27 protein-coding genes are annotated in these 25,642 nt (G+C 56.6%); 19 read left to right on the plus strand and 8 right to left on the minus strand.

The annotated features are described in order from the left end of the window. From VLV32_03835 to VLV32_03855, 5 genes are all read left to right on the plus strand, one after another. On the plus strand, positions 1-204 hold the full coding sequence (locus VLV32_03835; protein HUL41024.1) for a hypothetical protein: 204 nt from the start codon (positions 1-3) through the stop codon (positions 202-204). A gap of 423 nt (positions 205-627) precedes the next feature. After that, on the plus strand, positions 628-1,608 hold the full coding sequence (locus VLV32_03840) for a D-glycerate dehydrogenase (protein HUL41025.1): 981 nt from the start codon (positions 628-630) through the stop codon (positions 1,606-1,608). Further along, complete coding sequence (locus tag VLV32_03845) at positions 1,605-2,918, plus strand: amidase (GenBank protein HUL41026.1); 1,314 nt, start codon at positions 1,605-1,607, stop codon at positions 2,916-2,918. Before VLV32_03840 ends, VLV32_03845 begins: the two co-directional genes overlap by 4 nt. A gap of 110 nt (positions 2,919-3,028) precedes the next feature. After that, positions 3,029-3,979, plus strand: coding sequence for an AEC family transporter (locus tag VLV32_03850; GenBank protein ID HUL41027.1), 951 nt, complete (start codon positions 3,029-3,031; stop codon positions 3,977-3,979). Positions 3,980-4,072: 93 nt separating this feature from the next. Beyond that, a complete protein-coding gene (locus VLV32_03855; GenBank protein HUL41028.1) occupies positions 4,073-4,942 on the plus strand; it encodes a 2-hydroxy-3-oxopropionate reductase in 870 nt (289 codons plus the stop codon). A 69-nt stretch (positions 4,943-5,011) separates the two neighbouring features. On the opposite strand, the gene VLV32_03860 is transcribed toward VLV32_03855, so the two are convergent. After that, positions 5,012-5,239, minus strand: a complete 228-nt coding sequence (locus VLV32_03860; protein HUL41029.1) for a hypothetical protein — start codon at positions 5,237-5,239, stop codon at positions 5,012-5,014. Positions 5,240-5,519: 280 nt separating this feature from the next. Between VLV32_03860 and VLV32_03865 the strand changes: the two genes are divergently transcribed. The 3 genes from VLV32_03865 to VLV32_03875 all read left to right on the plus strand — a co-directional run bounded on the left by VLV32_03865 (position 5,520) and on the right by VLV32_03875 (position 7,643). Continuing rightward, the gene (locus tag VLV32_03865; protein HUL41030.1) at positions 5,520-5,948 is read left to right on the plus strand and encodes a CBS domain-containing protein; all 429 of its coding nucleotides are present in this window, start codon (positions 5,520-5,522) and stop codon (positions 5,946-5,948) included. Continuing rightward, positions 5,945-6,700 (plus strand): molybdopterin-binding protein, encoded by a 756-nt coding sequence (locus VLV32_03870; protein ID HUL41031.1) that lies wholly within the window; start codon positions 5,945-5,947, stop codon positions 6,698-6,700. The genes VLV32_03865 and VLV32_03870 overlap by 4 nt, the downstream gene beginning before the upstream one ends. A gap of 169 nt (positions 6,701-6,869) precedes the next feature. Then, a complete protein-coding gene (locus VLV32_03875) occupies positions 6,870-7,643 on the plus strand; it encodes a class II glutamine amidotransferase (protein HUL41032.1) in 774 nt (257 codons plus the stop codon). Here the strand turns inward: VLV32_03875 and VLV32_03880 are convergent. The 6 genes from VLV32_03880 to VLV32_03905 all read right to left on the minus strand — a co-directional run bounded on the left by VLV32_03880 (position 7,633) and on the right by VLV32_03905 (position 13,948). Then, on the minus strand, positions 7,633-8,292 hold the full coding sequence (locus tag VLV32_03880; protein HUL41033.1) for a class I SAM-dependent methyltransferase: 660 nt from the start codon (positions 8,290-8,292) through the stop codon (positions 7,633-7,635). The two genes, VLV32_03875 and VLV32_03880, sit on opposite strands and share 11 nt — an antisense overlap. Continuing rightward, positions 8,289-9,212, minus strand: a complete 924-nt coding sequence (gene gluQRS, locus VLV32_03885) for a tRNA glutamyl-Q(34) synthetase GluQRS (GenBank protein ID HUL41034.1) — start codon at positions 9,210-9,212, stop codon at positions 8,289-8,291. The genes VLV32_03880 and gluQRS overlap by 4 nt, the downstream gene beginning before the upstream one ends. Beyond that, complete coding sequence (locus VLV32_03890; GenBank protein ID HUL41035.1) at positions 9,203-10,015, minus strand: formylmethanofuran dehydrogenase subunit C; 813 nt, start codon at positions 10,013-10,015, stop codon at positions 9,203-9,205. The genes gluQRS and VLV32_03890 overlap by 10 nt, the downstream gene beginning before the upstream one ends. Next, positions 10,012-10,908: a formylmethanofuran--tetrahydromethanopterin N-formyltransferase gene (gene fhcD, locus VLV32_03895; GenBank protein HUL41036.1), complete on the minus strand. Its 897-nt coding sequence runs from the start codon at positions 10,906-10,908 to the stop codon at positions 10,012-10,014. Before fhcD ends, VLV32_03890 begins: the two co-directional genes overlap by 4 nt. Before the next feature lie 89 nt (positions 10,909-10,997). Continuing rightward, the gene (locus VLV32_03900; protein ID HUL41037.1) at positions 10,998-12,668 is read right to left on the minus strand and encodes a formylmethanofuran dehydrogenase subunit A; all 1,671 of its coding nucleotides are present in this window, start codon (positions 12,666-12,668) and stop codon (positions 10,998-11,000) included. Next, positions 12,665-13,948 (minus strand): formylmethanofuran dehydrogenase subunit B, encoded by a 1,284-nt coding sequence (locus tag VLV32_03905; protein ID HUL41038.1) that lies wholly within the window; start codon positions 13,946-13,948, stop codon positions 12,665-12,667. Before VLV32_03905 ends, VLV32_03900 begins: the two co-directional genes overlap by 4 nt. A gap of 299 nt (positions 13,949-14,247) precedes the next feature. Here VLV32_03905 and VLV32_03910 point away from each other — a divergent pair, with 299 nt between their 5' ends. The 7 genes from VLV32_03910 (at position 14,248) to fae (ending at position 20,717) form a co-directional block, all read left to right on the plus strand. Further along, positions 14,248-15,255: a beta-ribofuranosylaminobenzene 5'-phosphate synthase family protein gene (locus VLV32_03910; GenBank protein HUL41039.1), complete on the plus strand. Its 1,008-nt coding sequence runs from the start codon at positions 14,248-14,250 to the stop codon at positions 15,253-15,255. 22 nt (positions 15,256-15,277) lie between these two features. Beyond that, the gene (locus tag VLV32_03915) at positions 15,278-16,180 is read left to right on the plus strand and encodes an NAD(P)-dependent methylenetetrahydromethanopterin dehydrogenase (GenBank protein ID HUL41040.1); all 903 of its coding nucleotides are present in this window, start codon (positions 15,278-15,280) and stop codon (positions 16,178-16,180) included. Continuing rightward, a complete protein-coding gene (locus VLV32_03920) occupies positions 16,170-17,291 on the plus strand; it encodes an ATP-grasp domain-containing protein (GenBank protein HUL41041.1) in 1,122 nt (373 codons plus the stop codon). The genes VLV32_03915 and VLV32_03920 overlap by 11 nt, the downstream gene beginning before the upstream one ends. Further along, positions 17,288-18,310 (plus strand): methenyltetrahydromethanopterin cyclohydrolase, encoded by a 1,023-nt coding sequence (mch, locus tag VLV32_03925; protein ID HUL41042.1) that lies wholly within the window; start codon positions 17,288-17,290, stop codon positions 18,308-18,310. Before VLV32_03920 ends, mch begins: the two co-directional genes overlap by 4 nt. Next, positions 18,303-19,217, plus strand: a complete 915-nt coding sequence (locus tag VLV32_03930; GenBank protein ID HUL41043.1) for a RimK family alpha-L-glutamate ligase — start codon at positions 18,303-18,305, stop codon at positions 19,215-19,217. The genes mch and VLV32_03930 overlap by 8 nt, the downstream gene beginning before the upstream one ends. Next, on the plus strand, positions 19,211-20,137 hold the full coding sequence (locus tag VLV32_03935; GenBank protein HUL41044.1) for a triphosphoribosyl-dephospho-CoA synthase: 927 nt from the start codon (positions 19,211-19,213) through the stop codon (positions 20,135-20,137). The genes VLV32_03930 and VLV32_03935 overlap by 7 nt, the downstream gene beginning before the upstream one ends. A 70-nt stretch (positions 20,138-20,207) precedes the next feature. Continuing rightward, the gene (fae, locus tag VLV32_03940; GenBank protein ID HUL41045.1) at positions 20,208-20,717 is read left to right on the plus strand and encodes a formaldehyde-activating enzyme; all 510 of its coding nucleotides are present in this window, start codon (positions 20,208-20,210) and stop codon (positions 20,715-20,717) included. Between the two features lie 38 nt (positions 20,718-20,755). Here fae and VLV32_03945 read toward each other — a convergent pair whose 3' ends face one another. Then, the gene (locus VLV32_03945; GenBank protein ID HUL41046.1) at positions 20,756-21,487 is read right to left on the minus strand and encodes a HisA/HisF-related TIM barrel protein; all 732 of its coding nucleotides are present in this window, start codon (positions 21,485-21,487) and stop codon (positions 20,756-20,758) included. A 117-nt stretch (positions 21,488-21,604) separates the two neighbouring features. Here VLV32_03945 and VLV32_03950 point away from each other — a divergent pair, with 117 nt between their 5' ends. From VLV32_03950 to VLV32_03965, 4 genes are read left to right on the plus strand one after another with little or no spacing between them, the layout of a single operon-like run. Continuing rightward, positions 21,605-22,603 carry an ATP-grasp domain-containing protein gene (locus VLV32_03950; protein HUL41047.1) on the plus strand — a complete coding sequence of 333 codons (999 nt, stop codon included), beginning with the start codon at positions 21,605-21,607 and terminating at the stop codon, positions 22,601-22,603. Beyond that, positions 22,596-23,642, plus strand: a complete 1,047-nt coding sequence (locus VLV32_03955) for a hydantoinase/oxoprolinase family protein (protein ID HUL41048.1) — start codon at positions 22,596-22,598, stop codon at positions 23,640-23,642. The genes VLV32_03950 and VLV32_03955 overlap by 8 nt, the downstream gene beginning before the upstream one ends. A gap of 9 nt (positions 23,643-23,651) precedes the next feature. Then, positions 23,652-25,037 carry an aminodeoxychorismate synthase component I gene (gene pabB, locus VLV32_03960; GenBank protein ID HUL41049.1) on the plus strand — a complete coding sequence of 462 codons (1,386 nt, stop codon included), beginning with the start codon at positions 23,652-23,654 and terminating at the stop codon, positions 25,035-25,037. Beyond that, the gene (locus VLV32_03965; GenBank protein ID HUL41050.1) at positions 25,024-25,635 is read left to right on the plus strand and encodes an aspartate kinase; all 612 of its coding nucleotides are present in this window, start codon (positions 25,024-25,026) and stop codon (positions 25,633-25,635) included. Before pabB ends, VLV32_03965 begins: the two co-directional genes overlap by 14 nt. Positions 25,636-25,642: the final 7 nt, after the last annotated feature.

Here is a 25,642-nt window from a genome sequence, read left to right on the forward strand (position 1 = left end):
GTGTTTGAAATCATCATTACGTTAATAGCAGTTGCGATGAGCGCACTCTACATTGGTTACCTCGCGTACGCGATCCATTCCGTGCCTCTATGGATCATAGTGATCGTAGTCTTCGGCCTCATGATCCGCGAATTCATCGTCGAATTCCGGGAAACGCCAACCGAGGGGCCCAAGAGCGCGAATCGCGCGCGGAAGACCGACTGAAAATCCGCAACCAGCGGACCGCTGGTGCAGCAAAACGCGAATCCTGTTCCCGAGCTGAGTTGCTCTTTGGCTTGTTGGTCCCGCGCCTCCAAGATAAGTGGCGTGGTTGCGCTTTGGAAACTCTAGTTCCGGAGTGCTTGCGAAGCTTTTCGTAGCCGCCAAAAGTCGGTATAAGCTGCATTAGAATTGCGGGATAAACGTGGAAGTTTTCATCGTACCCGCCTTTTCCAAGACCTCGTTTTACCGGGTTAAATGCCGACGCGAATACGACAAGTCAAAAGTCATTGGTCCGTGACAAAAAAGCTGGAATTGCATTTTGACCATAAAATTGGCGGCACATAAGCGAAAATTCCCATTTCGTACATTCTGAATATCGACACAAATTTGAAAACGCTTTAAAAACCTTTGTCAGCGTCGATTACCATGAAACCAAAAATTCTGGTCACGAGAGAGGTGTTTGATGAAGTGCTGGAGCATTTGAAACAGCATTTCGAAGTGGACGCCAACCAGGACGATGTACAGCTTGACGAGGCGACGCTGGCTCAAAGGCTTTCCGGCAAGAACGGCGTGATGACGGCCATTACCGACCGCGTGGACGAGAAGCTGCTCTCGCGCTGCCCCGGGCTCGAGGCCGTCTGCAATATTGCCGTGGGTTACAACAATATTGATCTGGCTGCATGCACTGCGCACGGTGTCATGGCCACCAACACGCCGGGAGTGCTGGATGAGACTACGGCTGATTTCACATGGGCCCTGATTCTCGCGGCGTCCCGGCGGCTTACTGAAGCCGAGGCTTACTTGCGCAGCGGCCAATGGAAACGCTGGCAGTTGAAACAGATTATGGGCACCGATGTTCATCATAAAACTTTGGGCATTCTGGGCCTCGGGCGCATCGGACAGGCAGTGGCAAGACGGGCATGCGGATTTGACATGACGGTGATCTACCATAATCGCGAACGTTTGCGCGAAAACATTGAACGCAGCGCCTGCGCGAAGCATGTCAGCTTTGGAGAATTGCTCAAACAATCCGACATTCTTACTTTGCACCTGCCTTATTCGGCGGCGACCCATCACATCATTGGAAGAAAAGAACTGGCTCAGATGAAACCGGAAGCGATTCTAATCAACGCGGCGCGCGGCGGCATCGTGGATGACGAAGCGCTAGTTGAAATGCTGTCCACCGGAAAAATTGCAGCGGCGGGACTCGACGTTTACGAAAACGAGCCCAAACTGAATCCCGGATTTCTCAGGCTCAAAAACGTGGTGCTTGCGCCGCACATTGCGAGCTCCTCGCGAGCTACGCGGCTGGCGATGGCGATGAAAGCCGCAGAAAATCTGGTAGCCGCTTTGACTAACGGCAATCCGCCCAATCTTCTCAATCCCGAAGTCCTGTCGGGGCGATGAAGGATATTTTTCGTCTGGGCGTGCGCGAAGCCGAGGAGGCGATCACAACACGTCATACCACCAGCACTGCTTATACCCGCTCTTGCATTCAGCGCGTCCTGGAAAAAGAAAACATTGTTCAGGCGTGGCAGTGGTTTGATGCCGAGCGCGCGCTCGAACTGGCGGCGGCGGCGGATAAAAAACTTGACGCAGGAAATACGGGACCGCTCCACGGCTTGCCTGTCGGCATTAAGGATATTTTCGATACCCGCAACATTCCTACTGAAATGGGCTCGCCGCTGTTCAAGGGCAATGTCCCCAAAGCCTCCGCCCGAGTCGTGGAAAAACTCGAGCAGGCTGGCGGCTTTGTAATGGGCAAGACCGTGACGGCGGAGTTTGCTTTTCTCAGTCCGGGCAAGACCAGTAATCCCTGGAATCCCGCCCATTCCCCGGGCGGCTCTTCCAGCGGCTCCGCCGCCGCCGTCGCGGCCGGCTTCGTGCCCGTGGCGCTGGGGACGCAGACCAACGGCTCGATCATTCGCCCCGCCGCGTTTTGTGGAGTAGTGGGATTCAAACCCAGTCAAGGCACGATTTCCAATCACGGCACTCTGGATTACAGTCCTACCTTGGATCAGACCGGCGTGTTCACGCGCAACGTCAGGGATGCGGCGTGGGTGACTTCCTGCATCGCGGAAGCGCAAAATCCCATCCGCCGAGACATCATTGCGCTAGGCAAAGTACCCAAAGTAGCAGCAGTACGCTCACCGGCATGGACGCGTGCTGAGGAAGCGCAGCACAGATTCTTCGCCGATAATCTGAGAAAGCTGAGTGAAGCGAGCGCGGAGGTCGTGGAAATGGAGCTTCCTGCCACTTTCAATCAAGCCCACCCATGCCTTCGGCACATCATGGCTTATGAGGCGGCGCGATTCTTTCGGGAAGTTCAAATTCGAAACCGTGAAAAAATCAGCGCAGTTCTTAACGCGTTTCTCGATGAAGGGAGTGGTATTTCGGATTCCGTGCATCAGGATGCGCTGCGCTTGCGCAGTCAACTTCAGGAGGATCTTTCTTCTTTCCTGAAAGTATTTGACGCAATCCTTACGCCGCCTTCGAACGGAGAGGCGCCCGCCACGCTGGAGAACACAGGCGACCCGTCCTTTTGCACCATCTGGACCTTATGCGGCGTGCCTGCTATCACGATTCCCACCGGACTGGGCCCCCAAGGACTGCCGCTGGGCTTGCAGATTGTCGGCGCCTATCAAGATGACGACAAACTGCTTGCCATTGCGAACTGGTGCGAGGGGCGGCTGCCATTTTCCGGATTGTTCGGCTAGATTGACCACTCGAAAGGCGGCGATCAAAGCTTCGCAGGATGATCTCCAGGGTGCTTCGCGGAAATTTCATTGCTTAGCGTTGAGCGAACCGATCTGACATGAGTGTTTCAATGCAACTTTTTAAGCTCGATATCGAGGTGATGCTGCCGCTGACGCTGCTGGTGGCGGCAGGAGCTTTTTGGCCGCTGATTTTTCGCGACGCGCCGGTTGCGCCTCTGCGCACCCAACTCAATCGGCTGGTGCTCTACATGTTTTATCCTTCGATCCTATTTTCCGTCGCTGCAATCACCCCGATTACTACTGATTTGCTTTCTGTTCCCCTTCTAGTGGGGGTAGGTTCACTCCTTTCTGGTGCCATTCTTTACCCGTTGCTTTACCATACCCGCCTGGGAAAGGGACTCAAAGACAGCACTCGGGCGATCCTTTTGCTGGGAGGCATGTTCGGCAACACGTTCAACATCGGCGTTCCGGTGCTTACTTTTTTTTACGGTCCAGATGCACCGCGTTATGCGGTATTCAATGACATGCTGATGACCATGCCCGTCGTCTGGAGCCTGGGTGTGTGGATATCCACCCGATTGGGAGCAGACGATCCGAATATTCCTCATGAATCGTTTTGGCGAGCGATGCTTTCCATGCCACCCATTTGGGCATTTATCTTGGGGGCGGGAGCGCAACAGCTGGGGTGGGCTTATGTGCCGCTTGTCAACGCGACGCGCATGATAGGTCTGGCCACTATTCCGGTGATTCTTTTTGTTTTGGGCATGACCATACCCTGGGGCCGGCTGACCCCGCGCCGGGAAATCCTCGCAGTGGCTGCGATAAAACTACTGGCAACGCCCCTATTGGTATGGGTCGCGGCAAAACTCCTGTTTCACCCCATGGGAGAAGCCCAGTATGCCGCGGTAGTAGAAGGGACCACGCCTACTATGGTGGCGGCGCTGGTGCTTGCCGACCGCTTTCACCTGGACCACTCCGCGGCTGCGCTCCTCATCGGCTGGAGCACCATCTTCTTCTGGGTTACGCTGCCGCTTTTCGTGGCATTGGGGTTGATCCGTTAATAAGTGGGTGAACGAATTGCTGGCTCCGATTTCGTTTATTATTTGTATTTGGGGTTCTTCGCCATCAATGCAGTCAATCCTAAGGAGAACATCATGAAAGTCGGTTTTGTAGGCTTAGGCATCATGGGTAAACCCATGGCGCTCAATCTCATCAAAGGCGGCCACTCGCTTTCAGTTTATGCGCGTCGCGCGGAATCCATGAAACCTTTGAAAGACGCGGGGGCCATAGCGTGCGGCTCACCCAAGGAAGTGGCGGAAAAATCCGAAGTCACGATAGTTATTGTCTCCGACACGACCGACGTAGAGGAGGTCGTATTGGCGACAAACGGTTTAATCCATGGCGCAAAGCCGGGCTCAGTAGTAGTGGACATGAGCACAATTTCTCCTGTCGCAACGCGGGCGATGGCGGAAAAACTTTTAGAGAAAGGCGTGGAAATGCTCGATGCACCGGTTTCGGGGGGCGATATCGGCGCGATCAATGCCACGCTCTCGATCATGTGCGGCGGCAAGCCGGAGGTATTTGCCCGCGTCAAGCCGCTATTCGAATGCCTGGGGAAGAACATCGTGCTCACCGGCGGCAACGGAGCCGGACAGGTGACCAAGGCGTGCAATCAAATCGTAGTGGCTTTAACCATCGAAGCGGTGGGCGAGGCGCTCACCTTTGCGCGCAAGAACGGCGTCGACGCGGCCAAGGTTCGCGACGCGCTGTTGGGCGGTTTCGCCAACAGCAAAATTTTGGAAGTGCATGGCAAGCGCATGCTGGATAACGTGTTCAAGCCCGGCTTTAAGGTGAGGCTGCATCAAAAGGACATGCGCATCGTCATGGAAACCGCGCATAAGCTGGGCTTGGGGCTCCCCGGCGCGGCTTTAGTCACTCAACACATGAATGCACTTATGGGCAGCGGCGATGGCGAACTCGATTCCGCCGCGCTGGTCAAGGTGGTCGAACGGATGTCCCAATAAAAAGCCGGCCTTTCGCTGTTATGCAAAAGACCGGCTTTTCAGTTAGTAGCAGCCGGCGAAGCCGGCGGACTACGCGTTATTTTTTTTGGCCTGCGGACCTGGGTGGGTCTGCTCGTACTTTATCCATTCTTGTGGTTCAATCAGGTTGTCATGATTGGTGTCAATCTGGCTCCAGCAGCGCACTTTCATGCAATTCTCCTCAGACTGTTTTTGGTTTCTTGCCAGCGCCACGCTCGAGCTCAAGCCCAGTAGAACTGCAACAAGGATAGGTACGGTCATCTGCTTATGCTTAGTCATCTTTTGGCTCCTATTCGAGATTAAAAAAGATAAACACAAGCACACATAACCCGGATTGATGCATGCACAAAATCAGATTCCCCGGATCAACAAAAGTTTCATGCAATTTTATTATCGATTCCGAACACAGGGTCGGGCTGCCCTAGGGTGTTGAGCATTTGGAAGAAAACGCGAAATTCCCGGTAATCTATGCTTGTATCGCAGTACACGGAACAAACGAGCTATAAGTGGCTATAATTAAGACGGGTTGCCTGCGTGACTTGTAACTCGGGAGGCAAACATGAAAACCGTAAAACAAATTTTGCAGAGCAAAGCACGCCGTATCCTTTCCATTGCGCCGGACGCCACGGTTTATGATGCGCTGAAGCTGATGGCGGTAGAAGAAGTCGGAGCGCTGCTGGTGATTGACGCCGACAAACTGGTGGGAATCATTTCCGAGCGCGACTATGCGCGCAAAGTGATTCTGCACGGCAAATCGTCCAAGGAAATCCACGTCAGCGATATCATGACCGGCAGAATCGTTTACGTGACGACAGCGCAAACCGTGGACGAGTGCATGGCGTTGATGACCGACAAGCGGGTCCGGCATCTGCCGGTCTACGAAGATAATTTGCTGGTCGGGGTGGTATCCATCGGCGACTTGGTGAAGGAAGCGATATCTGAACGCGAATACATCATTAAGCAACTCGAAAGCTACATAATGGGATGACGCAGCTTGGCGCCATTATCATCGGCGACGAGATTATTAGCGGCAAGCGCCAGGACCAGCATTTTGCTCAAGTCGTTCACGCGCTCAACAAGCGGGAGTTGGGACTTAGCTGGTGCGAATATCTCGGGGATGACCCGCAGCTAATCACATCCACCTTGCGGCGGACCCTCGCCACGGAGGATATCGTTTTTTGCTTTGGCGGCATCGGCGCCACACCCGATGATCACACCCGGCGCTGCGCGGCGGAGGCCGCAGGTGTGGAACTGTACCGCCATCCCGACGCGCTTGCAGAATTGGTGGCACAGTTTGGCGACGCCGCGTATCCCAAACGGGTATTGATGGCAGACTTGCCTCGAGGCAGCCGCATCATTCCCAATCCCTACAACCGCGTGGCCGGTTTCAGCGTGAAGCATCATCATTTTCTCCCCGGATTTCCGCAAATGGCATGGCCGATGCTGGAGTGGGTACTGGATACGCATTACCGCCACCTGCAGTATTTGGGGCGCGGCGCGGAGCAAGCGATCATCGTGCCGGGCGCGATGGAAAGCGTGCTCCTGGATCTGATGAATGACTGCGTGGCGCGCTTTCCAGAACTCAAGTTATTCAGTCTGCCGCATCTTGCGCCGGGTGAGCGCTGGATCGAAATCGGCGTGCGCGGGGACAAGCAGCAGGTGCCGCAAGCGATGCGGCTTCTAAAAGACGGCGTAACGGCGCTGGGCTTCAAATGGGAAAAAGGGCAAAGCGGCGGCTGAGCATTTCCGCTAATCTTTTCCCGTTTTTTAATTCTCTGCTGAAGCAAAAAGCCAGGCGAACCTGATTTTTTTGATATCAAGCCCGGGCGTTATTTTTTATCTCGCAATGTGTTATAAATGCAACGATGCGTCCCAGAATGACCGCATTGATGTTTTGCCAAGGCTAACGATGTGCCAGTTGCTGGGCATGAATTGCAACGTGCCTACCGACATATGTTTTTCTTTCGAGGGATTTCACTCCCGCGGTGGCGGAACGGACCACCATGGCGACGGCTGGGGAATCGCTTTTTTTGAGGGTGCGGGCTGTAGGCTGTTTCTTGATTCCAAGCCCGCGGCGAAATCACCGGTAGCGGATCTGGTGCGTAAATATCCCATTCACTCGCTCAACGTAATCGCGCACATCCGCAAGGCCACGCGCGGCGCGGTGTGTCTGCAGAACACTCACCCCTTCATGCGTGAAATGTGGGGGCGCTATTGGATCTTCGCGCACAACGGCACGCTCAAGGACTTTTATTGCCCGCTGAACGGAAATTACCGCCCTGTCGGCACGACTGACAGCGAGCATGCTTTCTGTTTCATGCTCGAGACCTTGCGCACTTTGTTCCCAAATGGACAACCGCGCGCTGAATCTCTTTATAACACGGTCAAGAACGTGACTCGCGACTTGGCGCACCACGGTGTGTTCAATTACCTGCTTTCCAACGGCGAATATCTTTTTGCCCACTGCGCTGATAAGCTTTCCTATGTACTGCGCCATGCGCCGTTTGGCCGTGCACACTTGAAGGACCAGGATATCACTGTGGATTTCAGCCGGCTCACCACGCCAAATGACAAGGTGGCGGTGATCGCTACATTGCCGCTAACCGACGACGAGACCTGGACCACAATGGCCCCTGGCGAGCTCCTGATGTTCAGGGACGGCGAGCCCTCGGCTAGTACTTGAGCGCCAGAGTAAGCCCGTCGGCAATCGGCAGCAGTGACAGCGCAATCCGCGGGTCATGAAGCAGCTTGCCGTTAAACTCGCGCAGCGCCACCGTGTCCGCTTCGCGATTGTCGGCTTCAGCGACGCGGCCCGACCATAAAGTATTGTCGATCGCGATCAATCCACCGGTTCGAAGTAGCTTCAGACAATGTTCGTAATAAGCGAGATAATTTCCCTTATCGGCGTCAATGAAAGCAAAATCGAAGGTGCCGGCGTGGTTTGCGACAAGCAACTCGCCCAGCGTCTCAAGCGCAGGCGCGAGGTGAAGGTCAATTTTCTGCGCCACACCCGCTTCTTTCCAATAGCGGCGCGCAATCCGCGTCCACTCGTCATTTACATCGCACGCAGTAATTCTGCCGTCCGGCGCCAATGCCAGGGCAATACAGAGCGAGCTGTAACCGGTATAAACGCCAATCTCCAGGCATTTTTTGGCGCGCATGAGCCGTACCAGCAGCGCCATGAATTGTCCCTGTTCCGGCGCAATCTGCATGCGCGCCATCGGGTCTTTAGCCGTCTCATTGCGTAATTTGCGCAGAATCTCGGGCTCGCGCAGCGACACCGACAACAAATAGTCGTATACGTGATCGGCCAAGGAAATAGTTTTATTCATGATTTAAGCGAATTTGCCTGCAGAGCCCGAGCCTTGGGAATGTTTCGCGGTTGCCAGTGGCTGATCGCCCAGTTCCAGAGATCGTGGAGCGTGCCTCGCGTAAGTTCTTGCGGCGGCTTTTGACCGAGAAAGCACAGAACCTGCCATAGCCATAATAACGCCTCCGCCTTATTCACTGCTGGCGCGAGAGTCTGCTTGCTTAGCTTCTCTCCCGCGCTGTTCAGCGCTACCGGCAGGTGCATGTAATTCGGGGTCGGGTAGCCCAGCAGCTTTTGCAAATAAAGCTGGCGGGGAGTCGAGCTCAGCAGATCGGCACCGCGCACGACATCGGTGATTCCCTGTTCCGCGTCGTCAACGACAACAGCGAGTTGATATGCGTACACTCGGTCTGCGCGGTACAGCACGTAATCCCCGACATTGATTTCGAGGCGCTGCGCCACGCATCCTTGTACTATATCGATGAATTCAACAAGCTGCCGGTCGGTTCTCACGCGCCACACGCGCGCACTGCGCTGCGGCTGCAGTCCGTTGCGGCAGGTACCCGGATAAACGGGGCCGTCAATCCCCGCGATTGCCGAATCTGCTATTTCGCGGCGGCTGCAGGCACAGGGATAGATCAAACCGCGGTCTCGCAGGCTGTGCAGCGCGGCATGGTACGCATCGCGACGCGTGCTCTGGTAGACAATTTCACCGTCCCATTGCATCCCGCACGCCTCGAGCGTTCGCAGAATGTCATCGCCAGCGCCGGGCTCCTCGCGCGGCGGGTCCAGATCCTCAATGCGCACCAGCCACTCGCCATTGCGGCTTCTTGCCTCTAGGAAACTGCCGACCGCAGCAACCAAGGAACCGAAATGCAGCGGCCCAGTCGGAGAGGGCGCAAAGCGGCCACGGTAAGGCGTGGGTTCTTTGGTTATTGCCACACTAGGATTTCACCTGTTCCCGAGTTGGCGACGTCGCCCATGTAGCGGCGCACGCTTGAGTGCGGTTCAAGCAACGCGAATTTGGTGTCAAGCGAGTGCCAGGATTTAATGAGCAGCGTCAGATAATTTAGATGATGCGCGCCGCAATCGTTGAAAGTAGCGGGTAATTCCGCCGGCATGGAATTGAGCAGCAGAGTGCCGCGCCTCATTCCGAAGCCAGCGCCGCGTGCCGCTGTTCCCAGCACCGCAATAGTGCCAGCGATCATGCGCGACGCGCAAAAATCACCGCAATTGCCCTCGATCAGTACTTGTCCCCGACGCATGTGGTCGCCCGTGCGATCCCCGGCATTACCGGTGACGATCACGCGGCCCCCGTTCATGCCGTGCCTCTCACCGGGGATCGCCGCCGCGAGAAAATCATCAGCATTGCCGTGAATGCGCAGCAGGCCGCTTATCATGCCGCTCGCAGCATAAGCACCGGCGTTGCCGTGCAAGGTGATAGCGCCCTTTTTCATGGCGTACGCCAGGTAGGCGCCCGCATCACCGTGTATCGTGATGCTGCCGATGCTCATCGCTTGCCCGATCCGGTCGAGTTTGCAACAACTGTTATTAATTATCAGGCTGGATGCGTCATTACCACTCACATCGAAAAGCTCGCCTACCCGCAGCCTGCGGTTGCCGCACACAAGTTCTATGGCGGAAATTTGCGCATGGGTTTTCCCTTTAAGAAAATCGGGCGTGAGCGGGGACAGATCGACACGCTGGCGCGGCGTCTCTTTCAATGACAAAGTCAACGCGCTCATGACATGATTTGACGCAATTGAAAATTAAACTGTCCAAGCTTGCCGCCGTAATTGCCCGCGGTGACGCGGCGTATGCCGTTTTTGACCCCGAGCCCGCACACTGCTGCAATGCCCGCCTGCATGGCGCTGCGCACATCGGCTTCAGTCAATCCGTCAATAACGATTTCCAGCACCGCGTGCACTTCTTCGGAAAGTTCTGATCGTGTGATGCCGCGAATAGTCGGACAAAATGCATCGTTGGTGGAGGCCATCAGCGTTTTGTATTTGGAGCCGACTTTAGAGCCCGAGCGCACCACACCGCCAGGGAAGGGCATAATGACGTTGGGCACTTTGCGCATGGCTTCAATAGCCGCCTCACCCGCAGCGAGCGCCTGCGATTGGGATTCCGCGAGAATCAGGAAGTTCCCTCCACCCACTGCTTTTACCATGCCGGTTGTTTCTTCGCACAGAAACTCGCCGTCCATTACCGGCACGCGCCACAACCGTTTGCCCCCGATCAATTTGGACGACTGGAACCCGTCCCCGAAATAACGCAGATTCTTGCCCAACGGTAATCGCTCGCCTTCCGAAATTCCGGCAAACGCGGCGCTGGTGGGAGAGGTCAGTACACATTGCCCGATGCGCCTTTCCAGTTGTTTCGCGAGCTCCTTGCCTGAAACCGCGAATAACAAAATCGCCGCGCCCGGTCGCCCGTCCGGCGTATCCTCAGGTTCGAGCTTGCGTTCAATTCCAGCCTCGCAGCCGCAGGCAATGACCGAGGTGGCAAAACCGGTGGCCGCGTTGGCCGCGTGATAGGCCCATTTGAGATTGTATGCGGTGATGACGACGCGTGTCGCCTTCATGCCGAAGGCTTCAGCAAACGTGTCGTCTATAGTGACGCCGTTAATGACCATGATAGTTTACTTATCTCTGAACCGCGGAGACGCGGAGGCGCTGAGAAGACAAATGTTTACTCTGCGTCCCAGAGCCTCTGCGGTAAAAATCATGTTTGTTTGCGGCAGGGATGCGACAGAAGCTTGTTAGCGTGTCCAAATTCCTGCATCTCGTCATCACTGATTTTGAAATTGTCCATCCGCATCGTCTGGTAGCGTTCGAAATAAGTTTTAAGCGGCTGCTCAATGCTTTTATCGTACTCAGGTTTTACCACATGTGTATTGCCCCAGGAAACTTTGGTTATTTTGCCGTTTTGAACCACCAGTTCGCCGTCCTTAAACACATAGCGGGGCTGGGCGAACATTTTTTGCTTGTCGGCATCGTCGCTGTAGACGGTAATATCGGCGCCCGCTCCGGGACCGAGATGCCCGCGGTCGGTAAGGCCCAGGATTTTCGCTGGGGCGGCGCGAGTCATGATGGCGATTTCATAAAGGGAATATTCGCGCGTAAGACTTGCCAGCGTGCTTTCCGCGGCAGCGTCAGGGTTAATCGTGTCGAGCATGCTGTTTCGATAGGTCTTGTCCATGAGCAGCTTAATCAGGTGGGGGTAACTCATGAATGGCGCGCCGTTAGGGTGATCGGTGGTGATGAAAATGCGCCATGGGTCGCTGACCATCAGGAAAATTTCAAGGCCGATCGCCCATTGCAATGCATTGACGAAATTCGTGTCGCGATAACGAAACGGCACCACACCGCAGCCGGCATCGCACTCGATGTCCATCACGACCCATTTTTTTGGGCGGCCGAACGGCGCATTGCGGAACTGCGTCATGCTGTCGCCGGAAGCGGTGACGGTCTGGCCAAACATGATTTGCCCCACGTCTGTGGAAATGTTTTTGTTCTGGTTAATCGCCTCGGCGACGCGCGCGGCACCCGATGAAAATTTCCGGTCACCCTCGGTTCCATAGCTGTGGAACTGGATATGGGTAAGATGCATCGGCAAGCCTTCGGCAGCTTTTACGGTTTCCAATGTGGTTGCGACATTTCCCGGTACGCCGAGATTGCATCCGTGTACATGCAAGGGGTGCGGTACGCCAAGGTCGCTGAGCGCTCGCGCCAAAACCGTGAGAATCTGGCGTGGCGTCACCTGATAATAGGAATGGTCCTCATCCAGGTCCATCGCGCGCTGGTTGAATTTAAATGCCGAGATGCCTCCAGGATTCACAACCTTGATGCCGATGCAGTGCGAGGAATTCAGCGTCCACGCCACGTAATCGTTGATCGCTTTTTGATCGGATTTAGCGGCCATCATTCTCAGTAGGAAATCGTCGCTTCCTAAAAGCGCGTAACCGCCCTTGTCCACGATGGGCGTGTCGCCCATTTCCATGTGCGCCTGGCGCGCATTCATCGGCAACACCGCCGGCTCGAAGCACGCGGTATAGCCCATTTCCGCATAGCGATAGCCCGTGGTAAGCGTGGCGGGCGCCGCATGACCGCAGCCGGAGCGGGTGAGCGACGTGCGCGCAACGATGTCGCGGCGATGGTCTTCGGGCAGCATCGCGCGCGCGATATTCACTTTTCCCCCGCCTATGTGGGTGTGCAGATCTATTGCGCCCGCCATCACGATGTGCCCGGTCAGATCGTACTCACAGTGCGTGCGCTCATCGTGAACAGGCGCGGCGACGATACGGCCATCGCGCACATATAAATCCCGCACTTCCCCGTTCACCTGATTGGCGGGGTCGTAAACTTTGCCGCCTTTGAGTTTCGTGAGCATCAACGGGATTCCAGCACTTTTTCAATTTCAGCGGCAACTTGAGCCACCGAGGGCAGCGCACTCTCGCGCAGCTTTCTTAGCGGCAGAGCCACCACGTTGTCGGTGCGATAAATGTGCCCCGAATGATCAACACCGGGTGTGGCCACGGGTATATAAACGCGCGGTTCTTTGCGGAATTTCATGCCCCTGCGCCCGAGAACTGCCACTGGAACCGAAGTCTCCGGCGGTGTGTTTTTCTCATTGAAGCTGGAGACCCATAACAACGCATCCGCCTCGTTTTCCCTGAGCATGCGCTCGGCAGAAAAGTGACGCGGATCGTAATAGGGCCCCCCGCTTGCAAATCCCGTGCGCACCGGAAAACCGCACTGCCAAGTGCAAACTTGGTTGGCGGTCACATCTCCTTCGTTGCCGCCTAATGGAAGACCGCAAAAACGGGTGCTACGATTCAGATCGTTAACCAGCCCGCACAGACTTTGCACGGCAAGTTCCGCGTGTTTGAAATCAAAATCTGCGGCAGCCCAAGCAAGCACGCCATAGCGTGCGGCTTGCATGCGTGCTGCAAGCTTCTGCAATTCCTGCAACGGGACGCCGGCAATTCGAGTAGCCTGTAACTGCCTTCCGGCGATTAGACATCGCAAGGCCCCCGCGACTTCACCGATGCGAGTGATATCGCAGGCGATGACAGTCGGTTTCCGCCCGTCGGGGGCGGTTCCGGCTTGCGTGTCCAGTCCCCGTCCCAGATACACGACTTCACGGGCGTTGCTGACAAACAGATGGTCGCGATTCCAGACATAACGTTCAAAAAAGCGCGGAAATCGGCTCGTGACATCCGTTCCCGCAAGCACCAGCAAATCAACACGGTTTTTCAATTCGCTTAAAGTTGTAGTAACCCAGCCGCTATCCTGAAGCGCAAGAATATTACTCATGAGATAAACGCTGTTCATGTGATCTACTACTGCGCCTATGCGATCCGCCAATTGCATTAGCGCCCGCATGCCCGCGACATCGGTGCCCAAGCCGGCGACAAGCGGTTGTTTTGCGTTGCCAAGGAAATCGGCAACCGCGGCTGCCGCGTTATCGAGCGAAGCAGTTTTTCCGGCGATCTGCGGAGCGGCGGGTTCGGACAAACTTAATGTGGCGAACGCCCTGCTGCTGATGGGACAGCCGTTCGCAATGACCTCAAGCTTTCCGGAATGCGTGGTGATGCGCAGATCGTCGCAAACCAGTCCGCAAAACGGGCAAGGTACTTCGTCCCACATTCCGGGTGATAAAAATTGCGTCATGGAAATATTTCGCTTGCCGAAAGAGGCGGATTGTAGTGGTTAGGCACGCCCAATACCAGCCTATAATGCGCAAATGGGTCTGCCGTGCGCGATGCAAGCTCCGAAATTTTGCTATATTCTAACAATATATCGATGGCTCGGCAGCGCAGCAAAACCGACCCTAATGCGCTGATAGAGTGACACCCTGTTCCGCGCCTGTCGCAATGACAGTTTTATCTTGTGATGACCGGCTTGAAATACAATGATAAAAATGAATGGCATAATAGTTGCTGAACGTTTTAGGTTTAAATTAAGAGATAATGAACGGCTTGGCAAGCGCCGATAAAGAAGTTCAAACTGTAGTTGTGGAGGCCCCGGCGCGCTTGCACCTTGGCTTCATGGATTTGAACGGTGCCACCGGCCGGCGCTTTGGCAGCTTGGGCTTGACGCTGGAGGGGTTTAGCACACGCATTTACGCGGAACGCGCTGCGACGTTTTCGGTAGAGGGCGCACAAACGCAGCGCGCCATGCGAGTTCTGCGGCGCTTGCAGGAACGGCTGAGGTTGGACGGCGCGGTGCGAATGGCGGTGGTGCAGGCAATACCCGAGCACACGGGTCTCGGATCGGGCACGCAGCTTGCAATCGCCGCCGGCATCGCGGTCACGCGCCTTTATCAACTCAGCCTCAGCGCCAGAGAAATCGCTGCATTGCTGGACCGTGGAAGCCGCTCCGGCATTGGAATAGGGGCATTCGACCACGGCGGATTTCTCATCGATGGAGGGCGAGGCGAAAGCGAAGAGCCTCCGCGCATCACCAGCCGCATCACTTTCCCGTCAAACTGGCGGATATTGCTGATTTTCGATTTACGGGCCCAGGGTCTGCACGGCGCGGATGAGGAGAGGGCCTTTGATGCCTTGCCGCTGTTTCCGGAGGCAAGCGCCGCGCACTTGTGCCGCCTGGTACTGATGCATTTAATGCCGGCCTTGGCGGAGGCCGATGTTCTGGAATTTGGAAAAGCGGTAAGCGAACTACAGCGCGTGGTCGGCGACCATTTTGCGCCAGCGCAGGGCGGACGCTATGCGAGCCGGAAAGTAAGCGAAGTGCTTGCGTGGCTCGAACGTCAAGGCGTGAATTGCGTCGGGCAGAGCTCATGGGGGCCCACGGGATTTGCCGTAGTGGATTCCGAAATCTGCGCAGGCAAGCTGCTGTGCGAGGCTGAAAAGCGCTGGGGCGCAGATAATGCGCTGCGCTTTAAAGTCTGCGCCGCGCGCAATCGGGGTGGGGAAGTGCTGCTGCAGCAACGCAGCATCAAAACCGGGACGATCTGATAAACAAGTTCTCAAGGGACTTATGGAAAAACCTTTTTTGCTGCACATGATAACGCCGAGTCCAAATGTCAGCCCATTCGACGTGAACATGGCATACGACGCCGGTTACAACGCGGTTGCGGCCTATACCAATATCACCCTCGACCAAGTTGCGGCGCTTACACAGGATGCGATATTTTCACGTGGACCAAGCGGCGTTAAACGCACCGGAATTTTCATCGGCGGACGCGAAATTGGCATGGCCGCGGACATGTTGGATGCGACAAAACTCGCGATGGTGCCGCCATTCGAAGTATCAGTTTTCGCGGATCCTTCCGGAGCGTTCACTACCGCGGCGGCTATGGTTGCGGCGGTGGAACGGCAATTGAAACGGGTGCATCACTGCGATTTGAAAGGACTCGAAGTACTGGTGCTGGGCGGCACCGGGCCGGTGGGCACTGCTGCTGCAGTGTTGGCTTCGGGGGCGGGAGCCAAAGTCAAAATTGCAAGCCACAGCAGCGGTACCCGAGCACGCATGTCCGCGCAAGTTGCCAATGCCCGTTACGGGGCAAGCACCGAACCGGTAGACGCTAGTTCAGAAGAAAACAAAACAGCGGCTATAACGAACATGGACGTGTTGATGGCCACGGCAAAAGCCGGTGTGCAGGTGTTGAGCCAGCAGCTACTGAAACAGGCACGGCGCTTGCTGGTGGCTGCAGATATCAATGCCGTGCCGCCTGCCGGCATCGAGGGCGTGGGGCTGATGGACGATGGCGTGCCTTTTGCGGCTGGGTCCGGCAAAGCGGTAGGAATCGGCGCGCTGGCGATCGGTAACATCAAATACCAGGTGCAGCGGGGTCTCTTCGAAGCAATGTTGCGGGCAGAAGCACCGCTTTACCTAGATTTCCGCGAGGCGTTTGCATTGGCGCGCAAATATGTCAGTTGAAGACAAGCTTTTCCTTGTCGCCGCTCTTACCGGCAGAACATTGGCGCAGTCCGCCAACCGCGGCGGCATTCCGGTAGTGGTGCTCGATTTATATAACGACTCGGATACCCACCGCTTTGCACAGCACAGCCGGGCGGTGGCGCAGCATGATCATGGTTTCGACGCGGCGTCACTGCTGAAAGCGGCGGACGAGCTGTGCCCGCCCCAGCGCTGCTCCGGCCTGGTATACGGTTCAGGTTTCGAGGACCAGCCGCAACTGCTCAATCAGCTCGCTACGGGCAGAGCGCTATTCGGCAATAATCCTGAGACAGTGACGCGCATAAAGGATCCGCGGCTTTTTTTTACGTTGCTCGATGGGCTTGAAATGGCGCACCCGGAAGTGCGCTTTGCACCGCCACGGCCAGCTTGCGGCTGGCTTGCAAAAAAAATTGGCGGCTACGGTGGAATTCACGTATTGCCCGCGGCGGGCAGACAACCGGATGGAATGCATTACTACCAGAAGCTCGAGTCGGGGCGCTGCATGTCGGTAACTTTTCTCGCCGACGGTAGGAAGTCGCACATTATTGGTTTTAACGAACAGTGGACTACAAGTGCAGGATCGCCCTTTAGTTATGCTGGCGCGATTAGCCACGCGAAACTCGATTCCGCTTTACAGGCGGAAATCGCGCAGAAGCTGAATCGGCTGGTGCAGGCAACCAGCCTCGTGGGATTGAACGGTATGGATTTTCTGCTGCGGGGCAATGAATACCGGGTGTTGGAAGTCAACCCGCGGCCTTGTGCAACCGTGGATCTTTACGATGTAGATTGCGCGGAGTCCCTTTTTTCCTGGCACCTGCGCGCATGCCGGGGCGAATTGCCTGACCTGCAGTTGGTTATACAAAAAATTACAAGAGGGCACGCAATGGTTTATGCCGAGAGGTCTCTGCGCATTTCTTTGAATACCCGATTTCCAGAATGGGTCAGTGACATTCCTGGAGCAGGAAGGGAGTACCCGCCGGGCTCGCCGCTATGCATGGTGCATGCGCAAGGCGGGTCGACGCAGCAAGTCAAGCGGTTGCTGATGCAACGGCAAAAGATGATCGCACGGATGATTACGGAGGAAGCGGCGTGAGTGCTCAGAATCGCGATATTGCGGCCAACTCTGCGCTAAACGCGCAGTCCGCACATTGGCCCAGCGTTAATAATCAGGCTGCGCCTTTAGTGGCGGAGCTGTTGCGTGAGCATCAGGCGCTGCGTCTAGGAGTTACCCATGGGCCGCAGGGGCATACCGTCGTGGACGCCGGAATTACTTTCGACGGCGGGTTGGAAGCGGGTCGCCGCATCGCTGAAATCTGCATGGGAGGACTCGGCACTGTGAGCCTTTGCGTAAATGCGGCCCGCTGGCCGCTGCAGGTAACCGTGCATTCCAAGAACCCAGTTTTGGCATGTCTGGGCAGCCAATATGCCGGGTGGAGCCTTTCACACGGGAGCGGTAAAGGCGCATTTCACGCATTAGGGTCAGGGCCGGGACGCGCTCTTGCCGGCAAGGAAGACCTGTTTGCTGAGCTTGGCTACCGCGACAAGGCCGACCGCACCTGCCTAGTGCTTGAAGTCGACAAGCCTCCACCTCAAGAAGTGGTGGAAAAAGTACTGCGTGATTGTAGGGTCGAGGCGGATAAGCTGACGTTTATCCTGACGCCGACGCGCAGTCTGGCGGGCGTTGTCCAGATCGTGGCGCGCGTTTTGGAGGTGGCTTTGCACAAGGTCCATGCGCTAGGGTTTCCACTGCAGCATGTCGTCGACGGAGCAGGAAGCGCGCCGCTACCGCCGCCTTGCAAAGATTTCATCGAAGCCATGGGGCGCACTAACGACGCCATCTTGTTCGGTGGAGAAGTGCAGCTTTTCGTGAATTGCAGTGACAGCGATGCTGCTGATCTTGCGCACAAGCTCCCATGCTCGGCCTCACGCGACTATGGCAAGCGCTTTGCGGATATTTTCAGGCATTACGAATATGATTTTTACAAGATCGACCCAATGCTATTCGCACCAGCGCAAGTCGTCGTAAGCTGTCTCGAGAGCGGTAAGAGCTTCCGTGCCGGCAAGCTCAATGCGGATTTACTGGATGTTTCATTTGGGGGAATCAATGGTTAAGCGGATCGCCATCATCACGGATGATCCGGGCTGGCATGGCCGGCAATTACGTCAAGCATTCGCTGCACGCGGCTGCGAAAGTCAGTTTGTTTCCCTGCAGAATTGCCATTTCGATTTAGCGCGTGCGCGCAACAGTGTAGTGATCCCGGGATTTAAAAATTGCCTGCCGGACGCCGTTTTCGTGCGTGGCGTACCCGGGGGCACGCTGGAGCAAGTTATTTTACGCCTCGACGTGCTGCACGCGCTGCGTGAACTCGGCGTGCCGGTCTACAATGATGCACGCGCTATCGAGCGCAGCGTCGATAAAGCAATGACAAGTTTTTTGTTGAAGCGTGCCGGCATTCCCACTCCGGCAACCTGGGTGTGCGAGTCCGCGGCCCGAGCGCGCGCCGTATTATTGCGCGAAACTGCAGCGGGGCGCGAGCTGGTATTGAAACCGTTGTTCGGTTCGCAGGGATTTGGCCTGCAGCGCTTGAAGAGCGGTATGGATGTCCCCGATCTCGTCAACTATTCGGGGACGGCTTATCTGCAACGGTTTATAGCGTGCGCCGAGGGCCGCTGGCATGACTTCCGGGTGCTGGTGGTGGGCGGCAGCGCGCGAGCGGCGATGGTGCGGCGGGGCACCAGCTGGCTCAATAACGTGGCGCAAGGGGCTAAATGCGAAAAAGCACCGCCGGATGAGATCTTGCAAAGGCTGGCACAGGATGCGGCGTGCGCCGTGGGTATGGATTATGCCGGTGTGGATCTTATGCGTGACGTGGACGGCGAGCCTTATGTCATTGAAGTCAACGGCATTCCGGCTTGGCGCGGCTTGCAGGGGGTATGCCGAGACAACCTGGCACAATATTTGGTGGATGATCTGCTGGCTCGCAAACTGCCGCAAGCGGGTGTGAAGATGGTATGCTAAATACAATCTCGCGTGAGCAGCTGGCGCAGGCATTGAAGGGCGCATGCCTTGCGGAAATCCGCGCGCCGAAGCCCGGCAATGTAAGCATATACAGCGCCGGCCACCATATGACCGCGCTGCAGTTTGCCGCGAGCGCTGATGCCATCTTGGCGCCGTTAACTGATTCCTGCGCCAGCGTGGGCGAGCGCATTCTACGTTCGGTTCAAGAGACGCAAAAGGCGGTGGGCTGCAACACCAATCTTGGAATCGTGCTTCTCGCCGCACCGCTAGTGTGCGCGGTTCAGCAGCACGACGCTCGCGAATTGCGACCCGCTTTGCGCGGGGTACTGGCGCAGCTTACGCAGCGCGATGCGGAGCTCGCCTATGAAGCGATTCGCCTCGCGAATCCGGCCGGGCTTGGGACTAGCCCGCGCCATGATGTGAGCGAGACACCGCAGGTGACACTGCTTGCGGCTATGCAGGAGGCGCAAGGTCGGGACAGCATCGCGCGCCAATACGCGAACGCATTTGCAGACGTTTTCGACGTGGGTGTGCCAAATGCGCGTCAAGCATTTGCCCGTTTCGCGAGTGACGAATGGGCAGTGCTCGCGGCTTATCTGGCATTACTTGCACGCTTTCCCGACAGCCACGTGGCGCGCAAGTTCGGCATTGAGTTGGCACGCGAGGTCAGTTCCCGCGCCGCGATTCTGGAAAGTGCCTGGCAGGCCAGCGAATCGCCGCATGCGATGATGCCGCAATTGCTGGGTTTGGATGCAGAGCTCAAACGCGATCAAATTAATCCGGGTACAACCGCTGATTTGAGCGTCGCCAGCCTGCTTGCCCTGCGATTGCAGGATTTGTTGGTCGGAAGCTTTACCGGCGGCGAGGCGAATCACCCCTCGCACCGTAGTAAAACGAACCCTCAGCATGTCGGCGCTTAGGAGGGCGGCCGCCGCCGGGGATTCGGAGTTATGTTTCACTGTTTAAACAGCCAAACTAAGGAGAGGCAAAATGGCGAAAATTGATCGTGTACTCGTTGGAGAATCGCTGGTTGGCGAGGGCAATGAAGTGGCTCACGTAGACCTGATTATGGGACCGCGTGGCAGCTCAGTAGAACGTGCGTTCTGCAATGCGCTGACCAACAACAAGGACGGCTTTAGTACCTTGCTTGCGGTAGTAGCGCCCAACCTGCTAACCAAACCCAACACCATTCTATTTAACAAGGTGACCATCAAGGGTGCCAAGCAAGCGGTCCAGATGTTTGGGCCTGCGCAGCGCGCCGTGGCGATGGCCGTTGCGGATTGCGTGCAGGATGGAACGATTCCGTCAAATGAGGCTGACGACACTTTTATCTGTGTCGGCGTGTTCATCCACTGGTTAGCCGAGAACGACACCAAGATCTACGATTACAATTACCAGGCTACCAAGGAGGCGATTAAGCGAGCAGTGGCGGGCCAACCCAGGGCCTCTGAAGTGGTGAGCAAGAAGGGCACCGTAGCACATCCGTTCTCCCCGAAATAATCCGGATGCGCAGGTGGGCGATGGGCAGCCGATGCTGCTCATTGCGCGCTCCTGGAATCCGCGCCCGCGGTCAATGCAGCCAGATCGCTGGCGCTGATGCGGCGCTGGTGCAGCGCGCTCGCAAGCAGAGCGCCGTCTGCGCCTGCGCGCGCTAAGCGCGTGAGGTCGTGCGCGCTACGCACTCCACCGGCGGCGTAAATTTTTTTTTGCGGTGCGAGCCGCCTGATCGCGGTGAACTGATTTAGATCCGGTCCGCGGAGGCGTCCGACACGTGCGAGCGTCATGACAATAACATGCTCCGGCCAAAGCTCTGGGTGGTCGAGCAAGTGCTGTTCGCCATTAAAATGGTTGTCTTTAAAATCCAGCGATAGCAGGGGGTAAATGGCGTTGGTACCGCTGCGAATAGTGGAAAGCAGCGCTGCTTCAGGAATCGATTCACTGCCGATTACTGCGTGCCCGATTCCGCGTTCCTGCCATCCCGTAAAGGCTGCAGCGTCCGCTATTCCGGAGTCCACCCAAAGCTCAAGCTGCGGAAAACGCTTATGGAGATTTTCGATTACCTCAACGTTGCCGCCGTTCTTTTGGATCGCATCAATGTCGGCAATATAAAGCACGCGAAACGGACACAGTTCGAGTAGCGCGCAGGTAATGTCGAGCGCGCTGCTGCCGGCGCATAATCCGGATTCAATGGGACGATATTGATGGCGCTCACCTCCAAGCGCGTGTACCACTCGGCCCTGCATCAGATCCAGAACTGGAATAATTTTCATCGCCTGATTAACCTTGCAGACGACGAAGCAAAGAGATGCATATGATTAATATTGAGTCCGGTTCCAAAAGATTTTGCGCGCGCCCCCGCGCTTCTGCGGGCGGATAATTCGTTTCAAATGCGCATCTTCGTATACGAGCATATTACCGGCGGCGGGCTGCTTGACCAAGCGCTGCCGGTTTCGCTTGCACACGAAGGCGATATCATGCTTAACGCGTTATTGCGCGATCTCGTCGATATACCCGGAATGGAAATAATCACCATGCGCGATCCACGCCTTTCCGCATTGGATTTCCGGATCACTGCGCACACTCCACGAACAGCCGAGCAAACGGCACGGATTATGGAGCGGTGCATCGATATTGCAGATGCCGTATGGCCAATCGCGCCGGAGAGCGGAGGGGTGCTTGAGCGCATCCATCGAAGCGTGCTTAACCGGGGACGCAGGTTATTGGGCAGCCATCCGGACGCGGTGCACCTTGCCGCGAGCAAGCGCGCGACTTCATGCCATCTTGAGAGCGCAGGAATCGCGGCGGTGCCGACTTACTCGCCGGCGCAAGCCGTATTGCACGACGCAGTAGGACAGTGGGTTGTGAAACCCGATGACGGCGCAGGCTGCGGGGACACGTTCTTGTTCCAGAATCTCGTGACGGCGCAGGAATGGCTTAAAGCGAGACCGGACAATTACGTATTGCAACCGTTTATTCCCGGAAGCGCACTGAGCCTTTGCGCACTGTGCCGCGCAGGCGAGGCTCTTCTTTTAAGCTGCAATCATCAGCGCATTGCCGTACGCAACGGTCGATTCCATTTTCTCGGCAGCGTGGTCAATGCCTTGATTGACGTAGACGGCGCATTTGCAGCTTTGGCAGACCGCGTTGCGGCGGCGATTCCTGGGTTGTGGGGCTACGTCGGCATAGATCTTGTGCAATGCGGTTCCCGGCACGTAGTGATGGAAGTGAACCCGCGGCTCACTACGTCCTACGCAGGTTTGCGGCAGGCGCTGGGCCGCAATCCTGCGGCGCTGGTGATGAATCTTATGGACGATGCCAAACCTTTTCGCGTGCCGAAATTCGCGCGGCGGCGAATTGAGATCGATGTCGAGGGTATGTATGCATGATTGCACAGTCGGATGGGATCTAGGGGGTGCGCATCTCAAAGTCGCGCTGGTGGACAGCGGCGGACGCGTATGCAACGCCATGCAGCTGCCTTGTCCGCTCTGGCAAGGCTTGCAGCACTTGGATAGTGCCGTGGCTCAGGCGCTGAAAAACTTTGGTCGCGCCGGGGCGCTGCACGCGCTCACTATGACTGGAGAACTTGCGGATATTTTTCCCAATCGCGTTGCAGGCGTGACCACGCTGGTGGAGGCGATGCACGCCAAGTTGCCGCATGCGAACCTGATGGTGTTTGCCGGACGCAGCGGTTTTGTCGGCGTAGCTCAAGCCAAGAATTACGCCGGCGACGTGGCTTCGGCGAACTGGTTTGCGACCGCCGAACTGGTGGCCAAGCACGTAAGGCACGGGTTATTGATTGACATCGGCAGCACCACCACCGATCTGGTTTTGCTGAATTCCGGCGCAGTGCACGCCCGGGGATGGAACGACCAGCAGCGCATGGTGTTTGATGAGCTCATTTACACGGGAGTGGTGCGTACGCCGGTGATGGCGATCGCGTCCTGCGCGCCGTTCGCGGGAGAATGGCAGGGGTTAATGGCCGAGCAGTTTGCAACTATGGCGGATATTTACCGGCTGACCGGAGATCTGCCGGACGGGGCGGATCAGTTGCCGGCTGCCGATGGGGGCGGCAAATCCATGCAGGACAGCGCTCGCCGCCTGGCGCGCATGCTGGGCAGGGACCTCGAGTCTTCGCCTATATCAAGCTGGCAGCGCGTCGCCGGTTATATCGCTGACCTTCAACAAAATCGTTTGCACCAGGCTTGCTCAAGATTGTTTTCGCTGGGGATAGCGGGCGATGAGGCGCCGCTTATCGGAACAGGTTTCGGCCGCTTCTTGGTGAAAAGGCTTGCTTCCCGCTTTGCGCGGCCTTATTTGGATTTTTCCGGGCTGGTGGCATCGTCGCTCAACGATCGCTTGTGGATTGATGCGTGCGCGTCTGCGGTTGCAGTCGCTGCGCTGGCGCAAAGCAGAGTCCAGGAATAAAATCCTAGCATGCCACGGCTGACTGAATTGCCCTATCATGAGGACAGCGCGCGGCTGTTTGAAGCGATCGCTGACCAGCCTTGGGCGGCGTTCCTGGACAGCGGCACGCGTTTTGGCTCGCAGGCACGCTACGATATTTTAGTGGCGGAGCCATATGCCACCCTGGTTACCCGCGGCAAGGTCACCGAAATACGCCGCCATGGCGTAAGCGAGCTTTCCCCCGAAGACCCATTCGCCCTGCTAAGGCGCTACTTGGGACCCATGGAGGAAAGCCATTGCGCCTTGCCTTTCACCGGCGGAGCGCTTGGATATTTCGGATACGATCTGGCGCGCCGACTGGAGACGCTGCCGGCGCTTGCCGACGACGCGGATAGACTGCCGGAAATGGCTGTCGGCATTTATGACTGGGCGCTGGTGGTGGATCATCACTCGCGCCGCAGCTACCTGGCAAGCGGGGAACGCGAGCCGGAAACGCGCGAAAAATGGAATGAATTGGTGGCTTGTTTCAGTCAACCCGCGCAAGAGCGATTTCGGGCACCGTTTCGCATAACCAGCAAAATCGCCTCCAACCTGACCCCGGAGCATTATGCGCGCGCATTTAAGCGTGTTCACGACTACATCCGCGCTGGCGATTGTTACCAAGTGAATCTCGCGCAAAGGTTTTCCGCAACTGCGGTGGGCGACCCGTGGTTGGCTTATCAGGCGCTGCGCATCCTCAATCCGGCACCGTTTTCCGCTTACCTCAACACCCCATATGCGCAGATCCTGAGCACTTCGCCTGAGCGTTTTCTCAAACTCAGGGATCGCCAGGTTGAGACCAAGCCGATCAAGGGCACTCGACCGCGCGCGGGCCACCCGCGTCTGGACGCGGCGCTTGCCGAGGCGCTGCGCGAAAGCGAAAAAGATCGCGCGGAAAACCTGATGATTGTCGATTTGCTAAGAAACGACCTTGGTAAATCATGCGAGATCGGCTCAGTGAAAGTGCCGAAGCTGTTTGAGGTCGAGGGCTTCGCAACGGTCCACCATCTAGTGAGTACTGTAACCGGCAAGCTTGCTCGCGACAAAAGCGCGCTGGATTTATTGCGCGGCTGCTTTCCTGGCGGCTCGATTACCGGCGCACCCAAACTGCGCGCGATGCAGATTATTGAAGAACTCGAGCCGCACCGGCGCGGTGTGTATTGCGGTGCCATTGGCTATGTCGGTTACGATGGCGGCATGGACAGCAGCATCGTCATCCGGACCCTGGTGTATTCCGCCGGCACGATACGCTTCTGGGCTGGCGGCGGAATTGTCGTTGATTCGCGCATGGAAGACGAATACCAGGAGACTTACGACAAAGCAGCAGCCATGATGAGGTTGCTCGAGCACAATTTAATGGCCGATGTGGGTCGTTAAGCTTGGCGGCAGTCTGGCCAATTATCCTGAAGATTTGAAGCGCTGGCTCGAAATGCTCGCTGAAATGGGCCGGGGCCGCGTGGTGATTGTCCCAGGAGGCAGCTTTTTCGCCGATTGGGTGCGCGAAGCTCAGAAAAAATGGGGCTTCGACGATACCGCGGCCCACGCCATGGGGCTGAGGGCCATGGAGCAGTACGGCCTCATGCTTTGCGGTTTGCAAAAAGGTTTCGGTCTTGCCCGCACCGAAACCGAAATTCGCGACCTATTGCGTGACAACCAAGTGCCGGTCTGGCTGCCTGTACAAACCCTCGCTTCCGAAGACGTGGCTCCAAGCTGGGACGTGACCTCGGACAGCCTTGCCGCTTGGCTGGCGCGCCGCCTCAAAGCCGAACGCTTGGTGCTGGTCAAATCCTGTTCATTGCATAAGGGGGAAGCAGACATCGCGGAAATTTCAGCACAAGGCATTGTGGATGCCGCTTTCCCGGGTTTTGTTGATGTCGCGGCTTTCGATGTGCAACTGGTCGGCCGAGAGGATTACGCCTGGGTCTGTTCGCTTTTGGCAACTGCCGGAGCAGGAATCGGCGGTTCGCGTCAGTAACCTAATA

Source organism: Burkholderiales bacterium, assembly GCA_035518095.1.
Lineage (GTDB): Bacteria > Pseudomonadota > Gammaproteobacteria > Burkholderiales > JAHFRG01 > JAHFRG01.

Excerpts from the sequence above, each read along its gene's own strand:
- VLV32_03855 (HUL41028.1), top strand. The coding sequence starts at position 4,073 with ATGAAAGTCGGTTTTGTAGGCTTAGGCATCATGGGTAAACCCATGGCG.
- VLV32_03930 (HUL41043.1), top strand. The coding sequence starts at position 18,303 with ATGGTTAAGCGGATCGCCATCATCACGGATGATCCGGGCTGGCATGGC.
- VLV32_03860 (HUL41029.1), bottom strand. The coding sequence starts at position 5,239 with ATGACTAAGCATAAGCAGATGACCGTACCTATCCTTGTTGCAGTTCTA.
- VLV32_03880 (HUL41033.1), bottom strand. The coding sequence starts at position 8,292 with ATGAATAAAACTATTTCCTTGGCCGATCACGTATACGACTATTTGTTG.
- VLV32_03955 (HUL41048.1), top strand. The coding sequence starts at position 22,596 with ATGCATGATTGCACAGTCGGATGGGATCTAGGGGGTGCGCATCTCAAA.
- VLV32_03850 (HUL41027.1), top strand. The coding sequence starts at position 3,029 with ATGCAACTTTTTAAGCTCGATATCGAGGTGATGCTGCCGCTGACGCTG.
- fae (HUL41045.1), top strand. The coding sequence starts at position 20,208 with ATGGCGAAAATTGATCGTGTACTCGTTGGAGAATCGCTGGTTGGCGAG.
- VLV32_03950 (HUL41047.1), top strand. The coding sequence starts at position 21,605 with ATGCGCATCTTCGTATACGAGCATATTACCGGCGGCGGGCTGCTTGAC.
- VLV32_03875 (HUL41032.1), top strand. The coding sequence starts at position 6,870 with ATGTGCCAGTTGCTGGGCATGAATTGCAACGTGCCTACCGACATATGT.
- fhcD (HUL41036.1), bottom strand. The coding sequence starts at position 10,908 with ATGGTCATTAACGGCGTCACTATAGACGACACGTTTGCTGAAGCCTTC.
- VLV32_03915 (HUL41040.1), top strand. The coding sequence starts at position 15,278 with ATGGAAAAACCTTTTTTGCTGCACATGATAACGCCGAGTCCAAATGTC.
- VLV32_03840 (HUL41025.1), top strand. The coding sequence starts at position 628 with ATGAAACCAAAAATTCTGGTCACGAGAGAGGTGTTTGATGAAGTGCTG.
- VLV32_03845 (HUL41026.1), top strand. The coding sequence starts at position 1,605 with ATGAAGGATATTTTTCGTCTGGGCGTGCGCGAAGCCGAGGAGGCGATC.
- VLV32_03870 (HUL41031.1), top strand. The coding sequence starts at position 5,945 with ATGACGCAGCTTGGCGCCATTATCATCGGCGACGAGATTATTAGCGGC.
- VLV32_03865 (HUL41030.1), top strand. The coding sequence starts at position 5,520 with ATGAAAACCGTAAAACAAATTTTGCAGAGCAAAGCACGCCGTATCCTT.
- pabB (HUL41049.1), top strand. The coding sequence starts at position 23,652 with ATGCCACGGCTGACTGAATTGCCCTATCATGAGGACAGCGCGCGGCTG.
- VLV32_03910 (HUL41039.1), top strand. The coding sequence starts at position 14,248 with ATGAACGGCTTGGCAAGCGCCGATAAAGAAGTTCAAACTGTAGTTGTG.
- VLV32_03920 (HUL41041.1), top strand. The coding sequence starts at position 16,170 with ATGTCAGTTGAAGACAAGCTTTTCCTTGTCGCCGCTCTTACCGGCAGA.
- VLV32_03935 (HUL41044.1), top strand. The coding sequence starts at position 19,211 with ATGCTAAATACAATCTCGCGTGAGCAGCTGGCGCAGGCATTGAAGGGC.
- VLV32_03890 (HUL41035.1), bottom strand. The coding sequence starts at position 10,015 with ATGAGCGCGTTGACTTTGTCATTGAAAGAGACGCCGCGCCAGCGTGTC.
- VLV32_03905 (HUL41038.1), bottom strand. The coding sequence starts at position 13,948 with ATGACGCAATTTTTATCACCCGGAATGTGGGACGAAGTACCTTGCCCG.
- VLV32_03965 (HUL41050.1), top strand. The coding sequence starts at position 25,024 with ATGTGGGTCGTTAAGCTTGGCGGCAGTCTGGCCAATTATCCTGAAGAT.
- VLV32_03945 (HUL41046.1), bottom strand. The coding sequence starts at position 21,487 with ATGAAAATTATTCCAGTTCTGGATCTGATGCAGGGCCGAGTGGTACAC.